This is a genomic window from Fusibacter ferrireducens, assembly GCF_015352425.1.
GTDB lineage: Bacteria > Bacillota > Clostridia > Peptostreptococcales > Acidaminobacteraceae > Fusibacter_A > Fusibacter_A ferrireducens.
In genome coordinates, this window is the sequence record NZ_JADKNH010000006.1 from 252,297 (window position 1) to 275,821 (window position 23,525).

The window sequence follows — 23,525 nt, forward strand, 5'->3', positions numbered from 1 at the left end:
TTACTATCACATTTTATAATAAATCCAATTTGGCATATGCTTCAAAACAAATGCTATAACTGCCCATCTTTTAGTTATATAAACGATTTCTTTTTTTTGTTTTATACTTTTATACATTTGTTTTGATGCCTTTTCAAGGGGTTGCACCCAAAATAAACCCTCCCCTTTTGCCATATCTGTATCTATCAAACCTGGTCTAATATCGGTTATTGTTATGTCTAACTCATCTTTTTTTGCTTTGCAGCGTATGCCCTCTAAATAATTTGAAATATATGCTTTGGATGCGTTATAACTCGTCGCTTGTCTGCTTCCCCTTATGGCGCCAACTGAAGAAATAACAACTAAATGTCCCTGCGTTTTTTCCTCAAAATATTTGTATGCTGTACCAATCATTGCTGTAACGCCTGAGACATTAACATCAATTGTTTGTTTCTCTTTATCCCAATCTAACGCATCATTTATATGACCACTTCCTGATGTGACAATCACTAAATCTACGCCATTCATATCAGTTATCAACTCTCTCAAATTAGCAATTGCTTCATCCTGCTTAGAAATATCTATATATTGCACATAAGATTTCGTCGGTAGTTCTTTTTGTAATTCAACCAAATTCTTTTCTCTTCTTGCCATCAGTCCTAAGTCATAATTATCTTCTGCAAGGATTTTTGCAAGTCCTCTACCAATCCCACTACTCGCGCCAATAATTATTGCTTTACTCACGTAATTTCTCCTCTCTAATCTAATTAGATTTGATATGCCTATAACGTCCTATAAACTGTGCTTTCAAAATGCTCAAATTTTAAGAGTTGAGCTTTTCCCCATCATAAAAGGCCTTTGGTCAAAAGTAAGTTCGTCCTGTAAAAATATACTTCACCACACCATCAACACAGACTAGAGTAAAAACGCCCGCTTCAAGCGGTTCACCCGGTGTAATCAGATTATCTAAGGTCGTATTATGTCTATAGAATTGACTTCCCAAATAAAATTCACAGTCATCTGATAGTTCAACACTTTCTAGTGCATTTGAATTATAATTTCTAAGTTCCAACTTTCTATGCCCATCTGCTTCAGATACTGCCAACAATTCTGAAGCGTATTTTATTTCAATACCTTCGCTGTATTTTAAAGTTTCTTCCAGTACGTGAACATAAATCTTTAATGATTCTAAATGAGCCTGTAAAGCCACTAGACTATTTTCTTGAAGTGAGTCCAGTAACCCTTTAAATTCACTTTCAGAAAATCTTTCACTGATTATGCCAATGTACTTTTGTGATAATTTTGAGCCTGCTTCAATCGTGTCCAGTTTATTTTGAAGGCTATCCAAAGTAGCATTTACATCATCAAGTGCTGTATTTTTATGATCAATATCACTTTCTAATACGCTCACCCTATTTTCCAACTGATTTATGCGGATCAAAAGAAAAACAAGCACCAGCGTCAAAAGCAATATTGGCAATATCATATGAACCTTTTTCACTCTCATATGTTGACCTCCCGTATATTGACCTCCCGATCTGGATAAATACCAATGCAAGTCAGTCTACAATAGCCTAATTTTAAATCGTTTCTTTTCATGATTAACATCTTTCGGCCAAGCTTTACATTAAGTTTTCATGTTAAAAAATTTCATTGAGCTTATCCGAGTAAAAATGGATTGCTTTCTTAAACTTGCTTATTTCTATATCTGATGATGTTTCAGCAATTAATTTCAGCAGTATCCCAACGGACTGTTCATGTTCATTGAGATTATAAAGTGTCATCGCTAAGAACACCGCCATCGCTTTATTATCATACATCTCTATGCCCTTTTGTAATATCTCTTTTGATTTCTCATATTCTCCAATGGTTCTATAGGTACTTCCCAATCCAATAATGGCCTCAATTTGATCTTCTGTAGACAATCCAATGGAAATGGCTTTTTCGTAAAAAGGAACGGCTTCCTTTTCTAATGTCATGACATCATAGCACCATGCCAGTTGATAGTTCACATCAGCATTTTCTGGATATTTCTTTAACATAGATTTTAAAATCAAGATCGCTGCCTCAACTTGTCCTTCTTCTCGCAATTTGATTGCATTATGTAACGCTTCCATTTTAACTCCTTTAGCTCAGTAACATGGTGCCAATTCTATTTTTTACTAATTTTAAATAATGTTGAATTTTCAATTTCAACAGTAAGTTCATCAAAATATGATTTTAATTTGTCCTCATCAACAGATTTTTTTGAATATTTCAAGGGTTCATAACATGATAACGCATTTTCAATGATCACTCTTTCTGCGCCACCAAATTCTTCTAATGCTTTTTTGCCGCCTTCTATTTTGGAATATATCTTCCCCTCTATCAAATAATACCTAAATCTCAATAAATTCAATAAATAATAGGTGCAATCAAGGTCAGTGTTTAAATGGATATCCTCCAAATCATTCATAATTGAATTAATGAAATCGAGCTCTTTAACTTCACCAATGATTTCATGAATTGGTTTTCCAAACAAAACAACGCCTCTTTCCTTTGTTACTTTCAAATGTGCAATCAAATCAGGATCAGTGCCCTTATCACACATGTATTTTTCATCTTTTTCGTATCTCTCTATATGGGCATTTGAAAAGTGAAAATCAAACTTTAACGGATGAATCATTTTTTTTACATCCTCTTCTAATATGATAGAAAGTTCAATTCCCTTTTGAGGGCCTCGTTTTGAAAGTTTTATCAATTCCTCGACAAATTGCCTTTTTGTTATATAACTCAATGGTTTTTTAACGACAATCAGCAAATCTATATCACTATACTCATAATAAAATGAATCCATTGCATATGACCCATGTATATAAATGCCAATCAAATTTTCTCTAATATAACTTTGGGAAAATTCTTTTAAATCTTCTAAAATATCTGTTATATTCATTTTCATAATCCTTTATCAAATCTTCTCACAGTTAGCGAATTAGAACCGTATTCAAATGCAATTGTTATTCTTGATTTATTACCATTGGTTTATAAGCATCTATTATTATGGATACCATCCCTAAACTTTCTTTTGTATTTCTTGTATCAAATCTATACGACCGCCCAATCTTTCCCTCTTCTTCATTCCAAGGTATATAGTGGAAATTATTATGCTCATCACAATATTCTAATAATAATACTGTAAACCCCGCTTTTTCAAAAACTTCTTTCAATTTTTTATAATCATACAAGATCTTATGCGTATATGCTGGATGATCTTTAGATCCTGGTCCCCCAACTTGAACCATGTTTTGATACCATTCATTTTTAAAATTCTTATCTGGTACAGCACATCTTATCCTGCCAAAAGGTTTTAAAAATGTATAACAGTTTTTTGCTGCTTTAATCCCATCTTCAAAACTCAAGTGTTCCCAAACATGTTCTGCTAATATTGAATCAATGCTTGATTTTTCAAAAAGGCTTTCCCAATTTTCAAAATTTAAAATATTCAATTCATCTTCTTGTGTTGAAATCCATCCTTCTACTTGAGTATTTCCTGCTCCAATTATTAATTTCATTACATAAATCCTTTCAGAATTGTTTTATGTCAATCGTTCCGAAGTAATCGATCTCGTTTAATGTTTTTATTATTTCTTCTAAAGCTCTAAAGGCCCTTAAAATAATCCCCAACGTATTCAGGCCTCCACTTGATCTATTGGTTTTTATTTCATCCGTGTTTTTATTCAATAATTTTATAAGCGTCATCAATAATTATAATCGCCTGCTTATCCGTTAGCTTTATTGAATGATTAACATCATCAATAAACTCACCACAATCTGTTCCAACCTCTGAATGAACTTCAATTCTTGATTTCAGATATCCGAGACTCTTACTTCGATGAGTCGATAAAGCAATACTGCCTGCACTAACGCCAATATAAATGCCGTTATTCTCAAAAAAAAGATCAAGCGATTCTCTAAAATTATATTTCTCCATATACTCAATTAAGTAATTCGTTTTTCCACCGGTTACATATATCACATCATAAAGCGAAATTTCATCTTTTGGAATCTCATTGTTTAAGTCTTCTCTTCTAATGTTACTTTCTAGAATGCCTAGATTAATTAATTCCGCTCTACATAATTCAATATAATCTTGATTATTAGATTCCAATGCTGCTCTTGGTATAAAAAGTACTTTTATCTCTTGAATTTCTTTAGAAATCATCTCTTTGAATATTCTTTCTATATTTTTGTTATCAAATCCAGTAGATGTTAATATTAATCTTCTCAATTCATTCTCCTTGTTTATTTATTATATTATCATTAAAAAAATCAATTCCCACGCTGAGTTATTAGGGGGATATTATCGATATTGACACATGTATGCCTGTAGCTTATCTAAAATATCTAGGTATTTAACCTTCTCAACAATATCTGCACCACTCTCAACACACCAGCAAATAGCCATTGTGCCCTCAATATAAAGAAGTTCGCTTAGTACTTTTCTCGATATATTCAATTTTTGACTAAAAATATCAAAAACGACAGCCATCGTTTCATCAATTTTCAACTTATTTTCCTCATCCCAAAATTCATTCAACATGTACCTGGGAATATCAAAGATTGGATGCCCTATCACACCCTTTGGGTCGATTACCTTGTAACTGTTCTCTGACTTTAGGATATTATAATAATGAAAATCACCATGTAATAGGCGTTGATTCGAATATTTATGCGATAAAATCTTATATAATTCTTTCGCTCTTTTCATATGAAATGCAACTTCATGCCAATTTTCTTCTTGGCTAATGTAATCCGTTATTCGATATATCCAATCTTTATACGATTTAAATAACTTGTGGTCCACTTCGTCACATTGGCAATTATCAGTGTCCTTTTCATAATGTAACTGATTATATAAATCACAAAAAACATCTAACCTATGTTCAATTTTCTTCTCTTTTATAAGTTCTGTCCCTGGCAATATATTTTCTTCTAATAAAACTCTATTGTCACGATCAATATCAATCAATTTACACATTCTACTGCCTTTAAAATATCTTAAAGCATTAACTTCACTAGTGAATTCATCCAAATTGGGGGCAAACTTCATTACAATTGGCCCATAGTTTTTTGAAAATCCTTTGAACACCAAATTTGCGGAAAATGATTCAACTAATTCCAAGGCGTCAATACGCCATTTGACTATAAATGCGTCTATGGATTCGGAAATATCATTATAAAATTTTTCGCCAAATCTATCCCTAATTCGTGTAATGTCGTCTTTCTTAAATATATAATTCATGAATCTCCTCCACGTCTTTAACCTTTCAAAACGTTTGTAGGTAAAACACTTCCCTAAAGTCCTCTATGATTTCCTATGCGCCTTTATTTTAAAGCATTAACAGGAGTCGCGCAGACCTTGACTCGTAAGGACTGTAATATCAGAGCGATTTAGGTCATCGGCGTGTTCGGCGATGGATAATACGAAATCTATCCATAACCACTATTATAACTAATACATTACCGCCTCTCAAATTACCCATGTTTACTGGTTTGTAGTTCGTCTATATTTTTGGTATATACTTTAAATTTTTTGATGCAATAAATCATCTTGTCGTTTTACAAATGGTTTATTCCAAAACAATGCTAATGTACCATTATTCTTTAGTATCTTTAATGCCATTGTATAGGCTGTATCTTCAGGAATCCAATGAAATGCTGTTGAAGAGTAAAGAACATCAATACTATTGACCAGTACCAATTCCAACTTCTATTGTTTTTTTATTTTGATTAAGTTTGGAATATTGGTGACAAACGCACAGTGAGAATTGGCGCAATCATTGCTGCCTTTCGCAACGATTGTGATGATAGGTGATTTAGGAAATAGGCGTGGTTGATGTTGGCGTTTTTCAATATTCTTGTTAGAAAATTATTACTCCTAATATTGATAATGAACATAATATGCCTAAACCGATTACTATCCAGTTCTTTTTAATCTCCAGTATGTAATTTATTGTTAATAAAATTGAGCAACCTAACAACGAATAGGGTAAAAGCCATGAATTCTCGGTGATAGTAACTACAAAGCTAATTACAATCAATATTATAAAGCCTGCTAACATTATTTTTTTATGAATCTTATCCATTTAGCCGCCTCTCTGATTTACAAATTTTGTTTCTCATTCTCATGTAGATAATATATTTATCCTTTATTAAACGCTTTCATCTAACGACTCTGTTCGCGCCCCCATATTAACCACGTCTCTTATTAGACAAAATCTCTTCTTCCGTATAAATCCGAACATTTTCAAGTCCCAATTTCTTTAAAATGGCATCCATTTCAGGCTTAGATAATGCCTCAGCGTTTCGACCTTTTTCTTCTGTCGCTTTTTTGACTTCTTCTATAATCAGTTTCATTTCTTCTGGTGTTGGTATCCGCTCATTGGGATCAACACCGAGGATTTTATCGACATCTTCTCTTGTTAAAAATTGCTTCACAGACAGCCTCCTTAAAATGATTTTATTTTATAACCCTATCCTTTACATTATATCATTCTGTTTCCAATTTTCAGAATACTTTTCCATACTTCCCATGAAAATTTTAGCATATTAGTTTATACTTTCTTTTATGTTTATATATAAATCCCCAAAACACTCCTTTTGAAATCCTACTTTTTACACAACTATCGCCACCTCACCGCCTCTATATTCGAAGGTACAATCCGCAGACCCAAAGGGTCGAGGACGCTTGCACCGAAGAGTGTATAGGTTGTGTGGTGGCGATCATCCAATTAATTTCATAAAATAGAAAAGACCTCTTCATCTCCCTTTCAGGAAACGAAAAAGCCTTATAATTTCTATTCTTCAGTAGAAGTAGTCTGTTCAATTTCAGCAACAGGTGCATCAGCAGAATGCTCAACCGTAGAAATTGCCCATTTTTTAAAAGTTAATTTCGTTTTAGCGGCACCTATTTCTAGAACCACATCATCTTCTTTAACATTTAAAATTCTGCCGGAGATGCCACCAATTGTAACAACTTCATCCCCTTGCTTTAAGTTACTTCTTAATTCTTGCAATTGCTTGTTTTTCTTATTTTGTGGTCTTATCATTAAGAAATACATCAAACCAAAGAAAAACGCAATATAAGCTACCAAACCTAAAGTTCCCATTATGCCACTCCTTCAAAACAGTTTTTTATCTATTTATTATTATAACAGAATTTAAAATATTTAAAAGGGAAATCCTAGTCTTCTTTCTTTTCCTCACCATAATACCTTGCAAAAAATTCATCTCTAAAATCTCCAAGACGATCTTCCATAATGGCCTCTCTCACATTTTTCATGAGATTGAGCAAGAAATGCAAGTTATGCGTGGACAACAAACGTGATGATAAAATCTCATCAGCTTTATAAAGATGTCTAATGTAAGCTCTGGTGTAGTTTTTACAAGCATAACAGTCACATTCAGGATCAAGTGGCGTGAAATCTCTTGTATACTTGGCATTTTTTATGACTACTTTTCCCTGTGAAGTCATTGCCAAACCATTGCGTGCTATACGCGTAGGCAATACACAGTCGAACATATCAATACCTCTTATACTGCCCTCAATAAGTGCATCTGGACTGCCAACACCCATTAAATATCTCGGTTTATCTTTCGGTAAAAGCGGTGTTGTGTAATCCAACACTTCATACATGAGCTCTTTGGGTTCGCCAACGCTCAACCCGCCAATGGAGTATCCGGGAAAATCAAGTGCCACAAGTTCTCTAGCACTTTGCTCTCTTAAATCTCTATACATCCCCCCTTGTACAATGCCAAATAGGGCTTGATTCTCTGTGTTCGTATGTGCCGCTTTACAGCGCACTGCCCACCGTGTGGTTCTTTCAAGAGATTTTTTAACATACTCCCACTCTGCTGGAAACGGCGCACATTCGTCAAAAGCCATGATAATATCAGCGCCAAGTGCTGTTTCAATCTCCATGACTTTCTCAGGCGTTAAGAAATGTCTACTGCCATCTATATGCGATTGAAATTGCACACCTTCTTCAGTGATTTTTCTAAGGTCTCCTAAACTGAATACTTGAAAACCACCGCTATCCGTCAATATAGGTCTATCCCAGTTCATAAACTTATGGAGACCCCCTGCTTCTCTGACGAGATCATGACCTGGTCTTAAGTACAAATGATACGTGTTCGATAAGATAATTTGAGCATTCATGTCCTTAAGTTCTTCGGGTGCCATTGCCTTTACAGTTGCCTGAGTGCCCACTGGCATAAAAATCGGAGTATCTATAACGCCATGAGGGGTGTGCAAACGGCCTAACCTTGCACCTGTTTGCTTGCATTCTTTTATCAATTCATATCTAATCGCCATTTTTCACGCATCCTTTATTCATTCGTATTGGGGTAAACTGTCATATATTTTTCTTTTTCTACAAAATCAGCATGGCATCGCCAAAGCTAAAAAAACGATATTGCTCTTTCACGGCAATTTCATAAGCCTCTAAAACCTTTTCCTTACTAGAAAGGGCACTGACCAACATGATAAGAGTGGATTCTGGCAAATGAAAATTGGTAATAAGGCCATCTATCACCTTGAATTCATAGCCTGGGTAGATAAAAATTTCCGTCCAACCACTGGCTTCTATCAGTTTACCATGCTCATTTGCAATGGTTTCAATCGTCCTTGTGGATGTGGTCCCAACAGAGATCACACGTCCGCCATTTGCTTTAGTCCGATTGATGATCTCAGCATTTTCAGCATCTAGCATATAATACTCTGAATGCATCTTATGATTCAATACATCATCTACTTTAACCGGTCTAAAAGTGCCAAGCCCCACATGTAGTGTTACATAAGCAATTTGGATACCTTGCGCTTGTAGCGCACTCATAAGCTCTTCTGTAAAATGAAGTCCCGCTGTGGGTGCCGCCGCTGATCCATCATACTTTGCATAAACTGTGTTATAGCGCTTTGGATCATCCAATTTGGCAGTGATATAAGGCGGTAATGGCATGTTTCCAAGCTCATCTAAGATGGCCTCAAAAATACCTTCATAAGTAAATTCTATAATCCTTGACCCCTCATCACCCATAGCCACCACTTCACAAGTCAATTGGCCTTCTCCAAAAGTAAAAACAGTCCCAATTTTTGCTTTTTTACCGGGTTTAACCAAGGTCTCCCAGCGTCTTTCACTGAGACGTTTTAAAAGCAGAAATTCAACCACTGCTCCTGTGTCCTTTGTGCCAAATAATCTAGCTGGAATGACCTTCGTGTTATTTAGCACCAAGCAATCACCGGGTTTTAAATAATCTTGAATATCCTTGAATATTTTATGATGGAGCTCACCTGTTTCACGATCAAGTACCATCAACCTAGATGCCGACCGATTTTCAAGTGGCACTTGAGCAATTAATGTTTCTGGTAAATCAAAATAAAAATCTTTTGTCTTCATATTTATAGCCTCAAATCGTCTTATCTTTTATCAAATTATCTTTTATCAAATTATCTTTTATCAAATTATCTTTTATCAAATTATCTTTTATCAATCTATTTTATCTGATGCACTATTGTTTGTTCATCACTTTAATCAAACATAGATGATTGTATCTAAAATTGCCTTAAGATGCAATAGTAAAAATCTCCAATCTTAAATTATAGTCAGAGTGGCAGAATCTCATTTTACATGAACCCTTCGCCATATGCTTTACCATATACTTCCCGCAAATGATATCAAGCGGTAAAAAGTTGCTCAACTTTTAGCGCTTAATACTCTAACCCATTATTGGATGGCTCTAACGTGAGTTCCCGGATAATAGTGTTCTAAGATTTGATCATAAGTAAATCCCATCTCCGCCATTTTCTTAGCCCCCCATTGACTCATGCCTAGCCCGTGCCCGTAACCTCTACCATAGAAAGTCACCTTGCCAGTGACCAGGTTCATATTATTCTCCATGAGAAATTGAGGGCCGGAAGGCAAGATCGATGCTTGGGATTGGTTCGACACCGTTTGAGTGGATTCAGGCACCGTATTCGCCACATTCGTCACATTCGTCACAACACTGCTCACAGCATTGCCATCATGTGCGGCACTGCCACTTACTGTCTCTAAGCCTTGATTTGTTATGGCCTGGAGGCCATCCAAAGCCACTTCTTCAGTGCCGTTTGAAGTTGCCACCACAATCGTCTGCCTCTGTGTCGTGCCACCTCTTGAAACGGCCACAGAAGATCTCGGCACAGATGAATCCACATATTGATAGTCCGTAAAGGTTGGATTAAAGCTAAAGCTCATACTCTTTAAAACCGTATACCCGAGGACACTTCTTGCTTTTTCCTTAAGAAGTGTTGCCGTCCCCGAAGTTCCGACAAAATCCAGCTTGGTCACACGACCATGACTGGTGCGCTCCTGTATGCGTATACCCGTTAAGGTGCCAATCTGATAACCTGCTGCACTTAATTTTTGTTGTATTTCAGAAGTGCTCAGTTCCAGTGTCCAAGTGGCATTTGGAGCATTTAGAGAATAGCCGTCCACAACGCCTTGAATATAAGGCAGATCGCCTGACCAAATCTGACCAATGTCATCTGTTTCACCACCACTGTTCGAATGGTAGTAGCAAGATGCCAAGGTATCTTGATAATATAAGCCCACACCTGCGGTCATATCCACAGCTTGATTACTGGTTGGTTTTTCCACAGAATAGCCTCCATAGACTTGACAATCCGTAGTTGCACAGACGTCAAATCCAAATGCGTCATGCTTCCCTCCTGACGTATACACGAAATTACTGGCTGTGATCGCCTGCGCTTTAAGCGCTTCAAGTGGCCAATCACCGCTCATCTCTTTTGGCAAGACGCCATAGAGATACTCTGGCATGGTCACACGATTAATCACTGTGAAATCACTGCCAGATTGTCTCAAAATTCTTATTGAATTGCGATATTTAACGTTTTTGAGTTCAAAAACAGACGTTTTTAATGCATAAATCCCCTCGGAAGTATCATAGGCCATAAGCGGCATATCCCCTGAATAGATCATAACCCTGCTCTTATTGGGTTCAATAATAGAAAGACTTGCGTTTGGAAACAATGCTTGATAACCAGCTATACTGGCGTTTGCAGAAGCTCTATCGACAAAACTCCCCACTGCTAATTGCCATCCTTTTTCGCAATTAATGTAAACTTCTGAACTCACTGCCTTATAGGTCATGTAATCATTGATCAAGGCATCATAACTGGGTGCACTCTGTCCGATGCCCACATGGTAGCCCCCTTTTACAGAACCATTTTGATAGTAATCTGAATAAGATTCGTCTAAAACACCTTGTTCACTATAAAAACCATCTTTATAAAAAGTCAGAGTGGCATAGTTTGATAAATCTACTAACATATTAAAATATAGATCCTGATAGAAGCCAAAAGCAAACCCTTCATCAGCAGATATCCCCACCGGATAAGTGTTGTTCGCACCATAAATAAGCCCCACATCAACCCAGTTTTTAACCGTTGACATGCTCATCCCCACAGACCCATTCAGACATAAAACGAAGATTATAATTGTAAAGATCACACTTTTAGACGTTCTCGTCATTATTGCCTCCATCACGATTTCATATTAATCAAAAGTCACTTCCATTTGTTCCACATTGAGTACCATTTGATATCCCAAATGTGTTCTCGCCTTGTTCGTCACAACGCGCCCTCTAGGCGTCCTGTTGATAAATCCAATTTGCATCAAATAAGGTTCATACACATCTTCAATTGTATTGGCTTCTTCACCGGTGGCCGCTGCAAGCGTTTCCACACCAACGGGACCGCCATCGAAGTTTTCGATCATATTGATAATAATCTTTCGATCCACAGCATCAAGGCCCAGTGCATCCACTTCTAAAAGATCCAGTGCCGCTTTAGCGATTGCTTTAGTCACCACACCAGTGCCCTTTACTTGTGCATAATCTCTGACTCTTTTCAAAAGCCTGTTGACAATACGCGGTGTCCCTCGACTTCTCATGGCCATTTCTTCACAGGCATTGTCATCAATTTCTATGTTGAGCACCTTGGCAGAACGCTTAATAATCTGGCTCAATTCTTCAACATTGTAGAGATCCAGTTTGCAAATAACACCAAAACGATCTCTAAGTGGTGACGTCAACTGTCCTGCACGCGTAGTGGCGCCCACTAGAGTAAATTTAGGCAGATCAAGTCTCACCGAGCGTGCTCCAGGGCCTTTCCCTATGACGATATCTATGGCGAAATCCTCCATTGCTGGGTAGAGCACTTCTTCAACATGTCTTGGCAATCGATGAATTTCATCGATAAAGAGCACATCGCCCTCTTTCATACTGGTGAGTATGGCTGCGAGATCGCCTGGTCTCTCAATCGCTGGCCCGGAAGTGATTTTCACATCAACCCCCATCTCATTTGCAATGATACAGGATAAAGTGGTCTTACCAAGCCCTGGAGGTCCATACAAGAGCACATGATCCAAAGATTCATCTCTCATCTTCGCCGCTTGAATGAATATATTCAATTTTTCTTTTGTCTTCTCTTGCCCCACGTACTCAATCATTTGCTTAGGTCGTATATGATTTTCACCTAACACATCTTCTTCTACGAGCTTAGGGGTGATAAATCGCTCCATTTCCATGTCCAACTGAAGCTCCCTTCTATTTCTATTGTGTCATCAACTTTTTAAGTGCAGCTTTGAGAATCTCTTCTACAGTCATACCGCTGATATCCATAAGCTTTAAGACAGATTGAGCTTCGTTTCTGGTATAGCCAAGCGTCATAAGTGCCTCTAATGCATCAGACTCGACGCCTCCTGTAATCACATGAGTTTCTATCTGAGTATCCGCACTGATCAGCATGGACTTACCAACCTTATCTTTTAATTCCAGTATGATGCGCTCTGCTGTTTTCTTCCCAACACCATGAGCCGCAGTCATGGCTTTAACATCATTCGAAGCGATAATAGCTGCCACCGAAATATAATTGAGTGAAGACAATATACCAATGCCCACTTTGGTGCCTACACCACTTACTGAAGTCAAAAGTCTAAACATGTGAAGCTCTTCTTTTGTGCTGAACCCCACAAGCGAAATGGCATCTTCTCTGACAATCATCTCTGTATGGATGATGATCTCCTCGCCGACAACATCAAAATCTGAAATCGAATTTGCCGATGTAAAGACACGATAACCCATTCCATTATTCTCCACTACAATGTGATCTACATCTATATGGTAAAGTTTTCCCTTAATAAAATCTATCATTTTCCACTCCTGTGTTGTGATGATTTTATATCAACACAATATTTTTAAAACCCTTTTGGATCGCATAATTTTCAATCGAACGCATATAAGCTGTACTTGGCGGTTTGAGCTTTTTGCCCTCACCTTTTACCCCATGATTTCTAAAAGCAATTAATTTGTACCTGAGGTTGCAACCCTCATGTGCGCTGAGCCAATCTATCAGAGCTTGATCATCCACGAACTCTGGAATAATAACCGTTCGTATTTCATACAATTTGCTTATAGCGTTCAAATAGATAAAGTTTTCAAGTACACGTTTATTATCGAGACCCGTCAGAGTCTTGTGTATTTTTGAATCCAAGGCCTTTAAATCCAACATAAAACCATCTACATGAGCCTCTAACGTTTTTAAATGCGCCAAAGACATGTGACCATTTGTATCGATTAAGATGTGAATGCCCTCTGCTTTAAGTAAACGGCACACAGCAATTAAGAACTCCATTTGCAAGGTACATTCTCCGCCAGAAAAAGTCACCCCAGAAATATAATCCTTAAAAGGTAAAATCATATCCACAAGTGCTTCTGGTGAATACGTATGAACCTCTGAGGCCTCTTCAGCCGTCAAAAGCTTGACCGACTTAATCGTCTCTGGATTATGACAGTATAGGCAGTTGAACTGGCACCCTTGTAAAAAGACCACAAAGCGGTTCCCAGGACCATCCACTGCTGAATTTTTAATCATATTTCTTATATAACCGATCATATCTACCTCTCTCCTATTATATAAGTGTCTTCTTCTTTATTCAAGCTATAGTGGCATTAAGCTTTTGTTTCAAATTTGGGTGTACCACCAAAAGGTAGCACACTGCACTCAAGAAATAAAAAATGCTAAAACAGAACTGCAAATCTGCTTTAGCATCTTGATTTTTTATCGATAGAGCAAATGAATTCTCACCACCCATTTCGGTGAACTTTCTCAGGATCATATCGATCACTTGGGGCTTTTTTCTCATCAGGATGTCCCACTGCGATAAACCCCATGGGCTTAATATGCTCTGGTAGATTCAAAGTCTTTTCAAGTACTGCCATACGGTCTTCATTTGGATAAACACCAATCCAACACGCGCCAAGTTCAAGTTCTTCTATGCGAATGAGCATATTTTGAATGGCTGCCGCACAGTCACCTATCCAGTATCCCTCATGTTCTTCCTTGTTTAAATCGCCACAGACCAATATCCCAAGACCTGCATGGATCAGCGGCATAGAAAAACGATGAACTTCTTTAAACGCATTTAAGATATTCATATCATCCACAACGACAAACTCCCACAGTTGCGTATTTTTAGCGGTAGGCGAAGCAAATCCAGCCTTTAGAATCTCATCTAGCAATGCCTCAGATAGTTTTTCACCTGTGAATTTGCGAATGCTTCTTCTTGTTAACGATGCACTATTTGCCATTTTAACCTCTCTTTCATCTAAACAGGATATCATTGTCCGCATGTACATATAGTATGGTACTTTCTTATCTAATTGCATCTATTTATCTTTTCTTCATAGCCTATGTCACTTGACACGACATCCGTTAGTTCGACTCGTCTCTAACCTTGCGTTCATAGACTCTAGCATTGTCCACAGCACCTTTTCCAAGCACTACGGTATCTCTCAACACCATTTCACCACGACTTAATTTCTCAATCTCAGATTTTTTGACAAGATAACCTGTAATTCGGATGACATCTGCATCATCACCATAAAAAGAGATGTATCTCATGCCATTTTTAAATGCCCCATTGATGAGATTGAGCACATACTCAGGATTTTTCGCTACGGTTTGATCGAATGTAAAAATATCACCTACGCCTGATGGGAAGTATTTATGAAACTTCTGTGCATTGAAGATGTGTTCATAAATAGGCGGCTCTTCTCCAATTGGAATTCTAACACCTGGTGAAATACCTATATCGGTGTCAATACCCACTTGAGCATGTAGCAAGTAATGCCCATTTGTAGCTTTTAAATGTGGATTATCGTATTTATTGACTTCTGCTTGTAGTATTTCCATAATTTGAAGTCCGAGCGCTTCCGCTTTTTCAGAGTGACCAAATCTTTCACCTTCAGGCATAAAATGGTTCACTGCCTCTGCAAGCCCCACCATACCGAACATCGCCGTAAAGTTTTCATAATTTATAAGCCCCTCTTTTGACAAGAAATGATGTCCAAAGAAACCCACTTCTTCAACGATAAAGCGAATGCGTTCATCCATATATTGAATCATCTGAGCTACTACATCCGGTAAAAGCTCTTTTAAAAACACGTCTAAATCCGTGGTTTTCTCTGCAAGTCTTGAAAGCACAAGTCTCGCAAGCGTATACGAACCGCCCCCTATAGGTAAACCGTTATAGCAACTCACAATGGCATAATTTTCGCCAAATTCTGATGCAAACATATCGTGATTCGCAAAACTAGGTTTCGCGGTGATCATGCTCGTCTTCACGGCGTCAATGGCAAATTCCACTGCCGTTTCAGCATTGTATTTTAAAGTGATGTTGGGAATAGAATCTTGAAGCTCACGTTCAGCCCTTAAAATCATATAACCTGTTTGCGTCGCCTTCGGTCCTATATTGGCATGACAAAATGAATCTGTAATCGTGCGATCGATATAGATCAAAAATCTCTTGATGGCTTCATATGCTGCTTCATCTGAGACATAATTCGGATCGTCTTTTTCTAGCCCTATATAGGGTTCAAGCAGCAAATCGATGTTTCCAATGTAAACTGGAAAAGTCGTAATAGAAGGTACATGTCTGTAGAGTATTTGCAAATTGTTAATCGCATCGTAAAGCGAATTTGCCGGCTCTAATTTTAGAAAAGCACTCCCCTGCTTCATGAATTTTTCATAATCAGGCACAATATATCTCGGTCTGTAAGGTGCACCGCCTTCAAACAGATCGCAAATTATACCTGCATCTCTATAAGTTTTTATAACACTGGACATTTCTAAAACAGCCAATGCATTTTCAGCATGTTTTGCAAGCGTGTTCACTTTCATTTCGTATGTGAGAATGTCACTTGTGATCGTATCGTATATCTCTCTCTGCATAGGTGTCATATTTTTTTGCATTTTTTTCACCTCTTAACCCTTTAAGTCCTCATTTTTACAAGTTTTAAATCATATCATTGAAACGACCTTACTTTATAGATCGCAAAGGCCCTCACTTATATTATACTTCTAACGAAGCAATTTAACCACCTTTTACGCTTGGAAAATTTCATACGTTTTTGACATCATTTCATTAAGGTAATCCCTTTATGACGTTTTTAGCTCAAATTCTCAAATCTGCGTTCATATGCTTTTGAATAAAACGAGAAGCAAAAGAAGCATGAATCTCATATGCCAACAAAACACAAAAAACGCCTGCCAAAAGCAAAACTGCTCTTGTAGACGTTTTTTAAACTTGAACTCAATATCTATCACGGTCATCATATTCATCATCGTCATCAACATACTCTTCAAAATAAACACTGTCCGGATCATACTCTGGCAAAATAATTGCCATGATAAAATATATGATCACTGGCGATCCTACTCCAAAAAATATCGCTAATACCCAAATCAATCGAATAATAGATACATCCACTCCAAAATATTCTGACAACCCAGCACAGACGCCGGAAACATGACCTCTACTCTTAATCTTACACAATTGCCTTCCAGCCATATCGTTCACTCCTAACTCTCTTTGAGATTTTTTCTTAAATAAATCATATTCCAAAAACCGTCTCAAATCAAGTGATTTAGTGTATTCTAACGTTTTTCTAACTAAACACTAACTTTTTATATCGAAAAACGTATTGGCAATCCAAGCCGTCTCACGAGCATCTTTTGCATAAAAATCGGCATGAATCATTTTAGCATATTCAGGATTTAATACAGCGCCTCCCACACAGATTTTAATCTCGGCATCATGCGCTTTAAGTACTCTAATCGTTTTAGCCATGCTCTCAACTGTGGAAGTCATGAGCGCACTGAGTCCTACAAACTTGACATCATGTTCTATACACGCTTTTAGAACAACCTCAGGCGGTACATCTTTACCCAAATCTATAACATCGTATCCATAATTTTGAAGGATCACTTTAACAATATTCTTGCCAATATCATGGACATCATGGTGTACTGTGGCCAAAACGATCTTACCTCTGCTCAGAGAAGGGCCTTCTTCATTTTTGAGTTCTGATTTTAACCGCTCAAATGCCTGCTGAACGGTCTCTGCAGATTGTATCAACTGAGGTAAAAAGATCTTCCCACTCTCAAAAGATTGCCCCACTTCATTCAAAGTTGGAATGATAATTTGATCCACAATTTCCATAGGCTTTAGGGTTTCTAAAAGCAATTCCGTATTCTGAACGGCTAAATCCTTTAACCCATTTAAAATCACTTGTTTTAGATCAAGTGTACTCGACTTTGGTTTTGGATTTGGATTGTTCGTAGGAACAACTTTGGAATGCTTTTCAATGTAGATCTCAGACCTCACATCATTGTTCACAAGGACATTATAGGCATCTATTGCAGCCATCATCTCCTCATTCCCAGGATTTAAAATAGGAGCATCTAAACCGCTAAACAACGCCATCGTCAAGAAAGTTTTATTGATCAATTCTCTCTTAGGCAATCCAAAGGAGACATTGCTGACACCCAATACGGTTTTAACGCCTAATTTGCGTTTTACAAGCTGAATTGCCTTTAATGTTTCTATGACATCTTCTTGTTGAGCTGATGCAGTCAGCGCCAAACAATCTATGAGTACGTTTTCCCTTGGTATACCCATAGATTCAGCACGATGGACAATTTTTTCAGCAATTGCAAAACGATCTTCGGCTTTGCTCGGAATGCCTTCATCGTCTAGAGTTAATCCAAGCACACAGGCGCCATATCTCTTTACGATAGGCAATATCGCATCTAAACTATCTTCCTTCCCACTGACTGAGTTAATCAGGGGCTTGCCATTATAAGATCTGGCTGCCGCTTCAATGCAGGCCACGCTGGAAGAATCGATCTGAATCGGCACATCCAAAATAGCTTGAATTTCTTTTATGAACTCAGGCATCAACTTGGCTTCATCCAATTCTGGAAGGCCAATATTTAAATCTAAGATGGACGCACCTTGCTCAACTTGGCTGATGGCCTCTCTTAAAATGTAATCCTTTTCTCCATTTCGAAGCGCTTCTTTTAAGCGCTTTTTACCCGTTGGATTTAGACGTTCACCAATGACCACGGGATTATCGCCCAAAGTAACCGTTTTTGCAAAAGAAGATACTTTGGTGACACTTTTGCGCTCACGTTTTACGCGTTCAGGTGCATTTGCCACAATATCTGTAAGCGTTGCAATATAAGAATCATCTGTCCCACAACAACCACCAATTATGGTAACGCCTTTAGCCACAATCGTCTTCATAATCTCTGCATATTTATTCGCATTTGTATCATAAACCGTGATCTCATCAATCTGTTTTGGAAGTCCTGCATTGGGCTGAATCACAATAGGTTTATGAGTTAATGACAGCACGCGATCAATTAGAGGTAGCATCTCCGCAGGCCCAAACGAGCAGTTAAATCCAAGTGCATCCACTTCTAATGCTTCCAGCAAAGTGACCATGGATGCCACATCGGTACCTGTAAAAGTTCTGCCCGTTTGTTCAAATGACATGGTTGCAATAATTGGTAGCTTCGAATGCTCTTTACAAGCTAAAATCGCACACTTTAACTCCAACAAATCGGTTTGCGTTTCTATAATAAAGAGATCACAACCGGCCTCAACACCTGCAATAACTTGTTCTTTATAGATTTCATAGGCTTCATCAAACGGTAAAGTGCCCATGGGTTCCAATAACTGACCAATCGGTCCAAGATCCAGTGCTACATATTTGGGATTAGCCGTTTGTTCCGATTTAGAACACCCCTGATGCTTTTCATGAAAAGTGTCAATGGCTTTATGCGCAAGTGAAACCGCCTGCCAAACAACCTCTGACACTGTTTTACCACTGTTCTTTAACTTGAGGCGATTAGCTCCAAAAGTATTTGTGGAAATAATATCTGCACCGGCTTCTAAGTATTTCATATGAATATCCTCAACCAGTTCAGCCCTTGTAAAATTTAACATTTCCGGCAGTTCACCCAATTTGAGACCACTTTTCTGAAGATAAGTTCCCATTGCACCGTCAATGATTAAATACCCTTTTTCAATTTTATGCTTTAAACTCATTATCTTTCCCCCACTCGATATTGACATGATTTCAGCTTACACTGGAAACACTTGTGTTCGCAAATAAGTGTTGCCTCTTTAAAAGGCATCTTAGAAGTGCCCAGAATAAAAACGACTGATTTTTGCGGTTGCATTAAAAAATGCTCACTCACATGTATTCCAGTTTTCTTTGTCATTTGAATCAAATCTGAAAACGTACTCAATGTACTGAGCTCTAAATCGCCATATCCCGGACTATATCTATTGGTATGGTATAAACGGTCATCTAGACGAAGGTCCTGTTCGACAAGTCTATCTTGTATATAATCACAGCATGCTTCTATGACAACAGAGGCACAGGCATCAAAGATCACACCTTTAGTGGCATCAGAATTCATATAGTATTGAATTTTTCTATCTAGAAAAAGACCCAGCGTAACGCCCACCACATGAATCTGATGCGACTGCCCTAGTAATCTCATGAGATCTTTAGATTTAAAAGATTGATCAGCTTGAGCGATTATTTTGATTTCATCTTTTTCCAAATCTCTTTCAATATCAAACTTTTGACTCGCATAAATGGGTTTTGAATACTGAAGGCATTCGCTTAAAACATCATCAATCATGTTAAGCCAATATTCTGATCTCGAAGATGTCTCGGAACGATCATTGAGATACCTAAAAATTTCCTTTTTGTTGACATACGCTTTTATACGTTCGACTTCAAGAATCCCTTCCAAATTATTTTGATTCACGCATACCACCTTCTCATAAAGTCCGATTTTGTTTACTGTCCACTCGATCTCAAAACGGATACGATGTTTTCAATATTGCTTACAAGTTTCTTGGCCACCTCTGGCTTATTCATAACATAGAGATGGACACCATCCACACCTGTGGAAAGCAGATCTATAAGTTGCTCAGAAGCATATGCAATTCCAGCGTCTTGAAGTGCTTTGGGATTATGCTCGTACCTTGCTAATATTTTTTTAAATTTATCCGGCAGTGTTGCACCACTTAATTCTACCATTCTTTCAATCTGTTTTCTATTTAAAACGGGCATTATACCTGCTGTTATTGGAATATCAATATCTAAACTTCTAGCTTCATTTCTAAAATCATAAAACTTTTCATTGTCAAAGAAAAGCTGTGTCACCAGAAAATCCGCGCCTTTTGAAACTTTATGCTTGAGATTGATCAAATCCACAGTTCTGCTTCTGGCCTCCACGTGACCTTCTGGATAGCATGCAGCGCCGATGCAAAAGGGTCTTGTATCATGAATGTACTCGATGAGATCTGAGGCGTATTTAAAAGCTCTCGAATTGGCTTCATGGCTCACATTTAAATCCCCTCTAAGGGCTAAGATATTTTCAATATCATGCTGTTCATACTTATCAAAGATATCATCGAGGTCCTTTTTAGAGGACGAAACACACGTAAGATGCGCCAAGGACTCTATTTTATATTTCTGTTTAATCATCGATGCCATTAATAAGGTATCATCACTTCTTTCTGTTCCAGCAGCACCATATGTCACACTGATATAGTCTGGATTCAGTTTAGCGAGTTCGTCTATCGTCTTATAGACCGTGTTCACGTCCCCATCACGTTTTGGAGGAAATATTTCAAACGAGATGACAGGTTTTTTTTGTTCAAATATCTGATTTATTTTCATAAATTCTCTCCTAATCTAATTAGCATAATTCTATTTTGCCCCAAAGGCCTATTTGATCATCCACAATGATCACAACGCCTAAAACACCTTCGATTGCTCTTGCAAATTCAATGCCCTCAGCAATATGTTCTTTCGTTTGGATTCTGTTGCCTGTTGCTGTTGCCACTGCATCTGCAAGCAATACATCTTCAGAAATAATTACCACTGCATCTGCGTTGCCAAAACTCAGCGAATGACCGATCTTACCGGCTGAAGTGCATATGCCAATGCCTTCTGGACAAGGCGGCAGTTTTAAAGATAGTTTATTTGAAAAAGGCGAATTTCCAGCAAAAATTCTAATTTTTTTTTCTGTAAAACTCTTCAAAAAAATATCGCCACCGTTTTCAATCATCACTTCACGACAGGATTCAAGCAACTTCTTGCCCACATAATAGGAAATGCCCCCAGCAACTGTTGCCATCGGTCCAACACCTGCCTTTTCAGATGCTTGATGCATGTGCCGAATCAAAGTCGAAGCCGTTTTTAAACACACTTGTGGTTCTAAACCCCCTATGAATCCAGGTTTTAATTGTGCATACTGCTCAATCTCTTTTCTATAATATGTCGTCCATCTATAAGCCTCCTCGGAAAGCATTTGATCTGTATAGATCATAAGATCCGATTCAAAAATGGTCACTGTGTAGGCAAATAATCCTCTTGCATTCATTTCCTGTCGATAGACACGTTCTTGATACATGCTAGACCTCTTTTTCTATTGTCAAGTGTTAAACTTACGACTCAACTCAGCGCTCTCGTTGGACATCCAGCAACACAGGCCTTACAGTTTACACAGAGTGCTTCCGACACTTTTAAAATCCATTCTTCATTGAGTTTAAGTGCATTATAGTCACATAATCCTGTGCAAACACCACAGTTGATACACTTCTCTTCTTTTAAATTAATACACATATATGTCCCTCCAAACCATCATTTTTTTTGCATTTTCATGAGCCTGCTCTATAAGCCGTTTGGACCTCAAGTACAACTACTTGATTTTAAGGCCTTTAACAATACCAGTTGTCGGCAACATTTCAACAGGTTTTTGAAGATAAAACGCGCCCTTTTGAATTTGAGATTTTAAAAGTGCTGCAATTTCTCTTGATTTCTTCAGTGACGTTATTGATGCTGTTTTGACCATCTTGCCGTTTATTTGAATTTTGCCGCTTCTAAGCTCTTCGTAGTTTACACTTCTAACGACTGCTTTATTGCCATCTGCCAGACCATAATCCACAACATTTGTCGTGATGTCCTCATTGGTGATCCCTACCGACTTCATCATATCTTCGTCTAAAATTGGAATTGGAATCCCTATACCAAGGAAGAGTGAGACACCGTAACCTTCAAAGACAGCAGGGCTGATATATTGAGTATCCATGTCTTTTAAATCACCTATTACAGCCAATGTACCTGCTGGCTTTATAGGTACACCATTTTCATCGCGCTCTGCACTAGAATTGAACTGAGTCCCTCTCCAAGACACATAGCCCTGAGCACCTGCGAGAAAAATTCGGGTTCCAATGCCAATGGTCCTGTAGGTTGGATCATTCAGAAGCGGACTCAATGCGCCTGAAGTACAGTAAGTCACATTGCCATATTCGGGTTTTAAAACACCCATGTATGTTTTCACCATTTGGTTCGACGAATTCGTTGCCGCGTTATAATTTTGATAAGCGTTTCTCGGATTAAATAAATAGGCCTCATTGAGGTCATCTAGTGTGATCTCCGTTTTAATCTCTTTTCTTGGGTAACAATCAGAGGGATTTGCAGTGGCCTCCAAAGTAACAGGCTTGCCATCGATTAGGTCACAAATCACATGTGCGCCCCCGTATTCATAACCTCTGTCTTTTGACCACTCCGTTGCGCCAATATACGTATCCACAGCTGCAATGCCTGAATAAGACTCCACTTGATTTAAATAGGTCTTCTGCATTCTTATTGGCGGTGAAGCATGTCCAAAGTTTAAAAAAGCGCCACTTGAGCACATAGGTCCAAAGGTAGCTGTGGTGACCACGTCCACATATTCTGCCGCTTCTTTTGTGCCTTTTTCGCGGATAATATCAATTACTTCTTCAGCCGTAACCACAACGGCTTCACCGTTCTTTATTTTTTCATTGATTTGCTCATACGTTTTTGCCATTATTTGTGCCATCCTTTACTTGTTATTTTAAAAAAAAATGTCATTCATTAGAAATGAACGACATTTAGGTACAACAAGTACTGCTTTTATCTTTCATTTCTTACGAAATGCAGGAATTAGCACCACACATCAAATGGGATGTAGGTTGCCGGGCGTCATTGAGCCAGTCTCTCAGCCACTCTTGATAAATTCAAGGATATTCAGTTTTATATAAGGCATACATTTA

At 37.9% G+C, this 23,525-nt stretch carries 24 protein-coding genes and 1 riboswitch; all 24 genes read right to left on the reverse strand.

The window, feature by feature from the left end:
- Positions 1 to 6: 6 nt before the first annotated feature.
- Complete coding sequence (locus ISU02_RS11535; protein ID WP_194701997.1) at positions 7 to 723, reverse strand: SDR family NAD(P)-dependent oxidoreductase; 717 nt, start codon at positions 721 to 723, stop codon at positions 7 to 9.
- Positions 724 to 841: 118 nt separating this feature from the next.
- Positions 842 to 1,486, reverse strand: coding sequence for a hypothetical protein (locus ISU02_RS11540; protein ID WP_194701998.1), 645 nt, complete (start codon positions 1,484 to 1,486; stop codon positions 842 to 844).
- 133 nt (positions 1,487 to 1,619) lie between these two features.
- Positions 1,620 to 2,096 carry a tetratricopeptide repeat protein gene (locus ISU02_RS11545; protein WP_194701999.1) on the reverse strand — a complete coding sequence of 159 codons (477 nt, stop codon included), beginning with the start codon at positions 2,094 to 2,096 and terminating at the stop codon, positions 1,620 to 1,622.
- Between the two features lie 35 nt (positions 2,097 to 2,131).
- Positions 2,132 to 2,911 carry an aminoglycoside adenylyltransferase domain-containing protein gene (locus tag ISU02_RS11550; protein WP_194702000.1) on the reverse strand — a complete coding sequence of 260 codons (780 nt, stop codon included), beginning with the start codon at positions 2,909 to 2,911 and terminating at the stop codon, positions 2,132 to 2,134.
- A 64-nt stretch (positions 2,912 to 2,975) separates the two neighbouring features.
- On the reverse strand, positions 2,976 to 3,530 hold the full coding sequence (locus ISU02_RS11555; protein ID WP_194702001.1) for a class I SAM-dependent methyltransferase: 555 nt from the start codon (positions 3,528 to 3,530) through the stop codon (positions 2,976 to 2,978).
- A gap of 161 nt (positions 3,531 to 3,691) precedes the next feature.
- Complete coding sequence (locus ISU02_RS11565) at positions 3,692 to 4,246, reverse strand: Type 1 glutamine amidotransferase-like domain-containing protein (protein WP_194702003.1); 555 nt, start codon at positions 4,244 to 4,246, stop codon at positions 3,692 to 3,694.
- Positions 4,247 to 4,318: 72 nt separating this feature from the next.
- Entirely contained in the window at positions 4,319 to 5,260 is a 942-nt protein-coding gene (locus ISU02_RS11570; RefSeq protein ID WP_194702004.1) for an aminoglycoside phosphotransferase family protein, read from the reverse strand.
- A 950-nt stretch (positions 5,261 to 6,210) separates the two neighbouring features.
- Positions 6,211 to 6,456 (reverse strand): hypothetical protein, encoded by a 246-nt coding sequence (locus ISU02_RS11575; protein WP_194702005.1) that lies wholly within the window; start codon positions 6,454 to 6,456, stop codon positions 6,211 to 6,213.
- A gap of 359 nt (positions 6,457 to 6,815) precedes the next feature.
- Positions 6,816 to 7,127, reverse strand: a complete 312-nt coding sequence (yajC, locus tag ISU02_RS11580) for a preprotein translocase subunit YajC (RefSeq protein ID WP_194702006.1) — start codon at positions 7,125 to 7,127, stop codon at positions 6,816 to 6,818.
- A 74-nt stretch (positions 7,128 to 7,201) separates the two neighbouring features.
- Positions 7,202 to 8,332: a tRNA guanosine(34) transglycosylase Tgt gene (tgt, locus tag ISU02_RS11585; protein ID WP_194702007.1), complete on the reverse strand. Its 1,131-nt coding sequence runs from the start codon at positions 8,330 to 8,332 to the stop codon at positions 7,202 to 7,204.
- Positions 8,333 to 8,390: 58 nt separating this feature from the next.
- Positions 8,391 to 9,413: a tRNA preQ1(34) S-adenosylmethionine ribosyltransferase-isomerase QueA gene (gene queA, locus ISU02_RS11590; RefSeq protein ID WP_194702008.1), complete on the reverse strand. Its 1,023-nt coding sequence runs from the start codon at positions 9,411 to 9,413 to the stop codon at positions 8,391 to 8,393.
- 327 nt (positions 9,414 to 9,740) lie between these two features.
- Positions 9,741 to 11,546, reverse strand: a complete 1,806-nt coding sequence (locus ISU02_RS11595; RefSeq protein WP_194702009.1) for a SpoIID/LytB domain-containing protein — start codon at positions 11,544 to 11,546, stop codon at positions 9,741 to 9,743.
- Between the two features lie 24 nt (positions 11,547 to 11,570).
- Entirely contained in the window at positions 11,571 to 12,602 is a 1,032-nt protein-coding gene (gene ruvB, locus ISU02_RS11600; protein ID WP_194702071.1) for a Holliday junction branch migration DNA helicase RuvB, read from the reverse strand.
- 25 nt (positions 12,603 to 12,627) lie between these two features.
- A complete protein-coding gene (gene ruvA / locus ISU02_RS11605; RefSeq protein ID WP_194702010.1) occupies positions 12,628 to 13,227 on the reverse strand; it encodes a Holliday junction branch migration protein RuvA in 600 nt (199 codons plus the stop codon).
- 25 nt (positions 13,228 to 13,252) lie between these two features.
- Positions 13,253 to 13,969 carry a radical SAM protein gene (locus ISU02_RS11610; RefSeq protein WP_194702011.1) on the reverse strand — a complete coding sequence of 239 codons (717 nt, stop codon included), beginning with the start codon at positions 13,967 to 13,969 and terminating at the stop codon, positions 13,253 to 13,255.
- A gap of 188 nt (positions 13,970 to 14,157) precedes the next feature.
- Positions 14,158 to 14,664: a nitroreductase family protein gene (locus tag ISU02_RS11615; RefSeq protein ID WP_194702012.1), complete on the reverse strand. Its 507-nt coding sequence runs from the start codon at positions 14,662 to 14,664 to the stop codon at positions 14,158 to 14,160.
- 124 nt (positions 14,665 to 14,788) lie between these two features.
- A complete protein-coding gene (locus ISU02_RS11620; RefSeq protein WP_228727796.1) occupies positions 14,789 to 16,327 on the reverse strand; it encodes a YjjI family glycine radical enzyme in 1,539 nt (512 codons plus the stop codon).
- Positions 16,328 to 16,667: 340 nt separating this feature from the next.
- On the reverse strand, positions 16,668 to 16,925 hold the full coding sequence (locus ISU02_RS11625; protein WP_194702013.1) for a PspC domain-containing protein: 258 nt from the start codon (positions 16,923 to 16,925) through the stop codon (positions 16,668 to 16,670).
- Between the two features lie 108 nt (positions 16,926 to 17,033).
- Entirely contained in the window at positions 17,034 to 19,469 is a 2,436-nt protein-coding gene (locus ISU02_RS11630) for a homocysteine S-methyltransferase family protein (protein ID WP_194702014.1), read from the reverse strand.
- Complete coding sequence (locus tag ISU02_RS24325) at positions 19,469 to 20,203, reverse strand: vitamin B12 dependent-methionine synthase activation domain-containing protein (RefSeq protein WP_194702015.1); 735 nt, start codon at positions 20,201 to 20,203, stop codon at positions 19,469 to 19,471. The genes ISU02_RS11630 and ISU02_RS24325 overlap by 1 nt, the downstream gene beginning before the upstream one ends.
- Positions 20,204 to 20,235: 32 nt before the next feature.
- Positions 20,236 to 21,123 (reverse strand): methylenetetrahydrofolate reductase [NAD(P)H], encoded by an 888-nt coding sequence (gene metF, locus ISU02_RS11640; RefSeq protein ID WP_194702016.1) that lies wholly within the window; start codon positions 21,121 to 21,123, stop codon positions 20,236 to 20,238.
- A gap of 19 nt (positions 21,124 to 21,142) precedes the next feature.
- Positions 21,143 to 21,859 (reverse strand): UPF0280 family protein, encoded by a 717-nt coding sequence (locus ISU02_RS11645; protein ID WP_194702017.1) that lies wholly within the window; start codon positions 21,857 to 21,859, stop codon positions 21,143 to 21,145.
- Between the two features lie 41 nt (positions 21,860 to 21,900).
- Entirely contained in the window at positions 21,901 to 22,071 is a 171-nt protein-coding gene (locus tag ISU02_RS11650; RefSeq protein ID WP_194702018.1) for a 4Fe-4S binding protein, read from the reverse strand.
- A 76-nt stretch (positions 22,072 to 22,147) separates the two neighbouring features.
- Positions 22,148 to 23,299 carry a homocysteine biosynthesis protein gene (locus ISU02_RS11655; RefSeq protein WP_194702019.1) on the reverse strand — a complete coding sequence of 384 codons (1,152 nt, stop codon included), beginning with the start codon at positions 23,297 to 23,299 and terminating at the stop codon, positions 22,148 to 22,150.
- An 83-nt stretch (positions 23,300 to 23,382) separates the two neighbouring features.
- Positions 23,383 to 23,490, reverse strand: a riboswitch (SAM riboswitch).
- Between the last annotated feature and the right edge of the window lie 35 nt (positions 23,491 to 23,525).

Excerpts from the sequence above, each read along its gene's own strand:
- ISU02_RS11540 (WP_194701998.1), bottom strand. The coding sequence starts at position 1,486 with ATGAGAGTGAAAAAGGTTCATATGATATTGCCAATATTGCTTTTGACG.
- ISU02_RS11545 (WP_194701999.1), bottom strand. The coding sequence starts at position 2,096 with ATGGAAGCGTTACATAATGCAATCAAATTGCGAGAAGAAGGACAAGTT.
- ISU02_RS11550 (WP_194702000.1), bottom strand. The coding sequence starts at position 2,911 with ATGAATATAACAGATATTTTAGAAGATTTAAAAGAATTTTCCCAAAGT.
- ISU02_RS11555 (WP_194702001.1), bottom strand. The coding sequence starts at position 3,530 with ATGAAATTAATAATTGGAGCAGGAAATACTCAAGTAGAAGGATGGATT.
- ISU02_RS11570 (WP_194702004.1), bottom strand. The coding sequence starts at position 5,260 with ATGAATTATATATTTAAGAAAGACGACATTACACGAATTAGGGATAGA.
- yajC (WP_194702006.1), bottom strand. The coding sequence starts at position 7,127 with ATGGGAACTTTAGGTTTGGTAGCTTATATTGCGTTTTTCTTTGGTTTG.
- tgt (WP_194702007.1), bottom strand. The coding sequence starts at position 8,332 with ATGGCGATTAGATATGAATTGATAAAAGAATGCAAGCAAACAGGTGCA.
- queA (WP_194702008.1), bottom strand. The coding sequence starts at position 9,413 with ATGAAGACAAAAGATTTTTATTTTGATTTACCAGAAACATTAATTGCT.
- ISU02_RS11595 (WP_194702009.1), bottom strand. The coding sequence starts at position 11,546 with ATGACGAGAACGTCTAAAAGTGTGATCTTTACAATTATAATCTTCGTT.
- ruvB (WP_194702071.1), bottom strand. The coding sequence starts at position 12,602 with ATGGAAATGGAGCGATTTATCACCCCTAAGCTCGTAGAAGAAGATGTG.
- ruvA (WP_194702010.1), bottom strand. The coding sequence starts at position 13,227 with ATGATAGATTTTATTAAGGGAAAACTTTACCATATAGATGTAGATCAC.
- ISU02_RS11610 (WP_194702011.1), bottom strand. The coding sequence starts at position 13,969 with ATGATCGGTTATATAAGAAATATGATTAAAAATTCAGCAGTGGATGGT.
- ISU02_RS11615 (WP_194702012.1), bottom strand. The coding sequence starts at position 14,664 with ATGGCAAATAGTGCATCGTTAACAAGAAGAAGCATTCGCAAATTCACA.
- ISU02_RS11620 (WP_228727796.1), bottom strand. The coding sequence starts at position 16,327 with ATGCAAAAAAATATGACACCTATGCAGAGAGAGATATACGATACGATC.
- ISU02_RS11625 (WP_194702013.1), bottom strand. The coding sequence starts at position 16,925 with ATGGCTGGAAGGCAATTGTGTAAGATTAAGAGTAGAGGTCATGTTTCC.
- ISU02_RS11630 (WP_194702014.1), bottom strand. The coding sequence starts at position 19,469 with ATGAGTTTAAAGCATAAAATTGAAAAAGGGTATTTAATCATTGACGGT.
- metF (WP_194702016.1), bottom strand. The coding sequence starts at position 21,123 with ATGAAAATAAATCAGATATTTGAACAAAAAAAACCTGTCATCTCGTTT.
- ISU02_RS11645 (WP_194702017.1), bottom strand. The coding sequence starts at position 21,859 with ATGTATCAAGAACGTGTCTATCGACAGGAAATGAATGCAAGAGGATTA.
- ISU02_RS11650 (WP_194702018.1), bottom strand. The coding sequence starts at position 22,071 with ATGTGTATTAATTTAAAAGAAGAGAAGTGTATCAACTGTGGTGTTTGC.
- ISU02_RS11655 (WP_194702019.1), bottom strand. The coding sequence starts at position 23,299 with ATGGCAAAAACGTATGAGCAAATCAATGAAAAAATAAAGAACGGTGAA.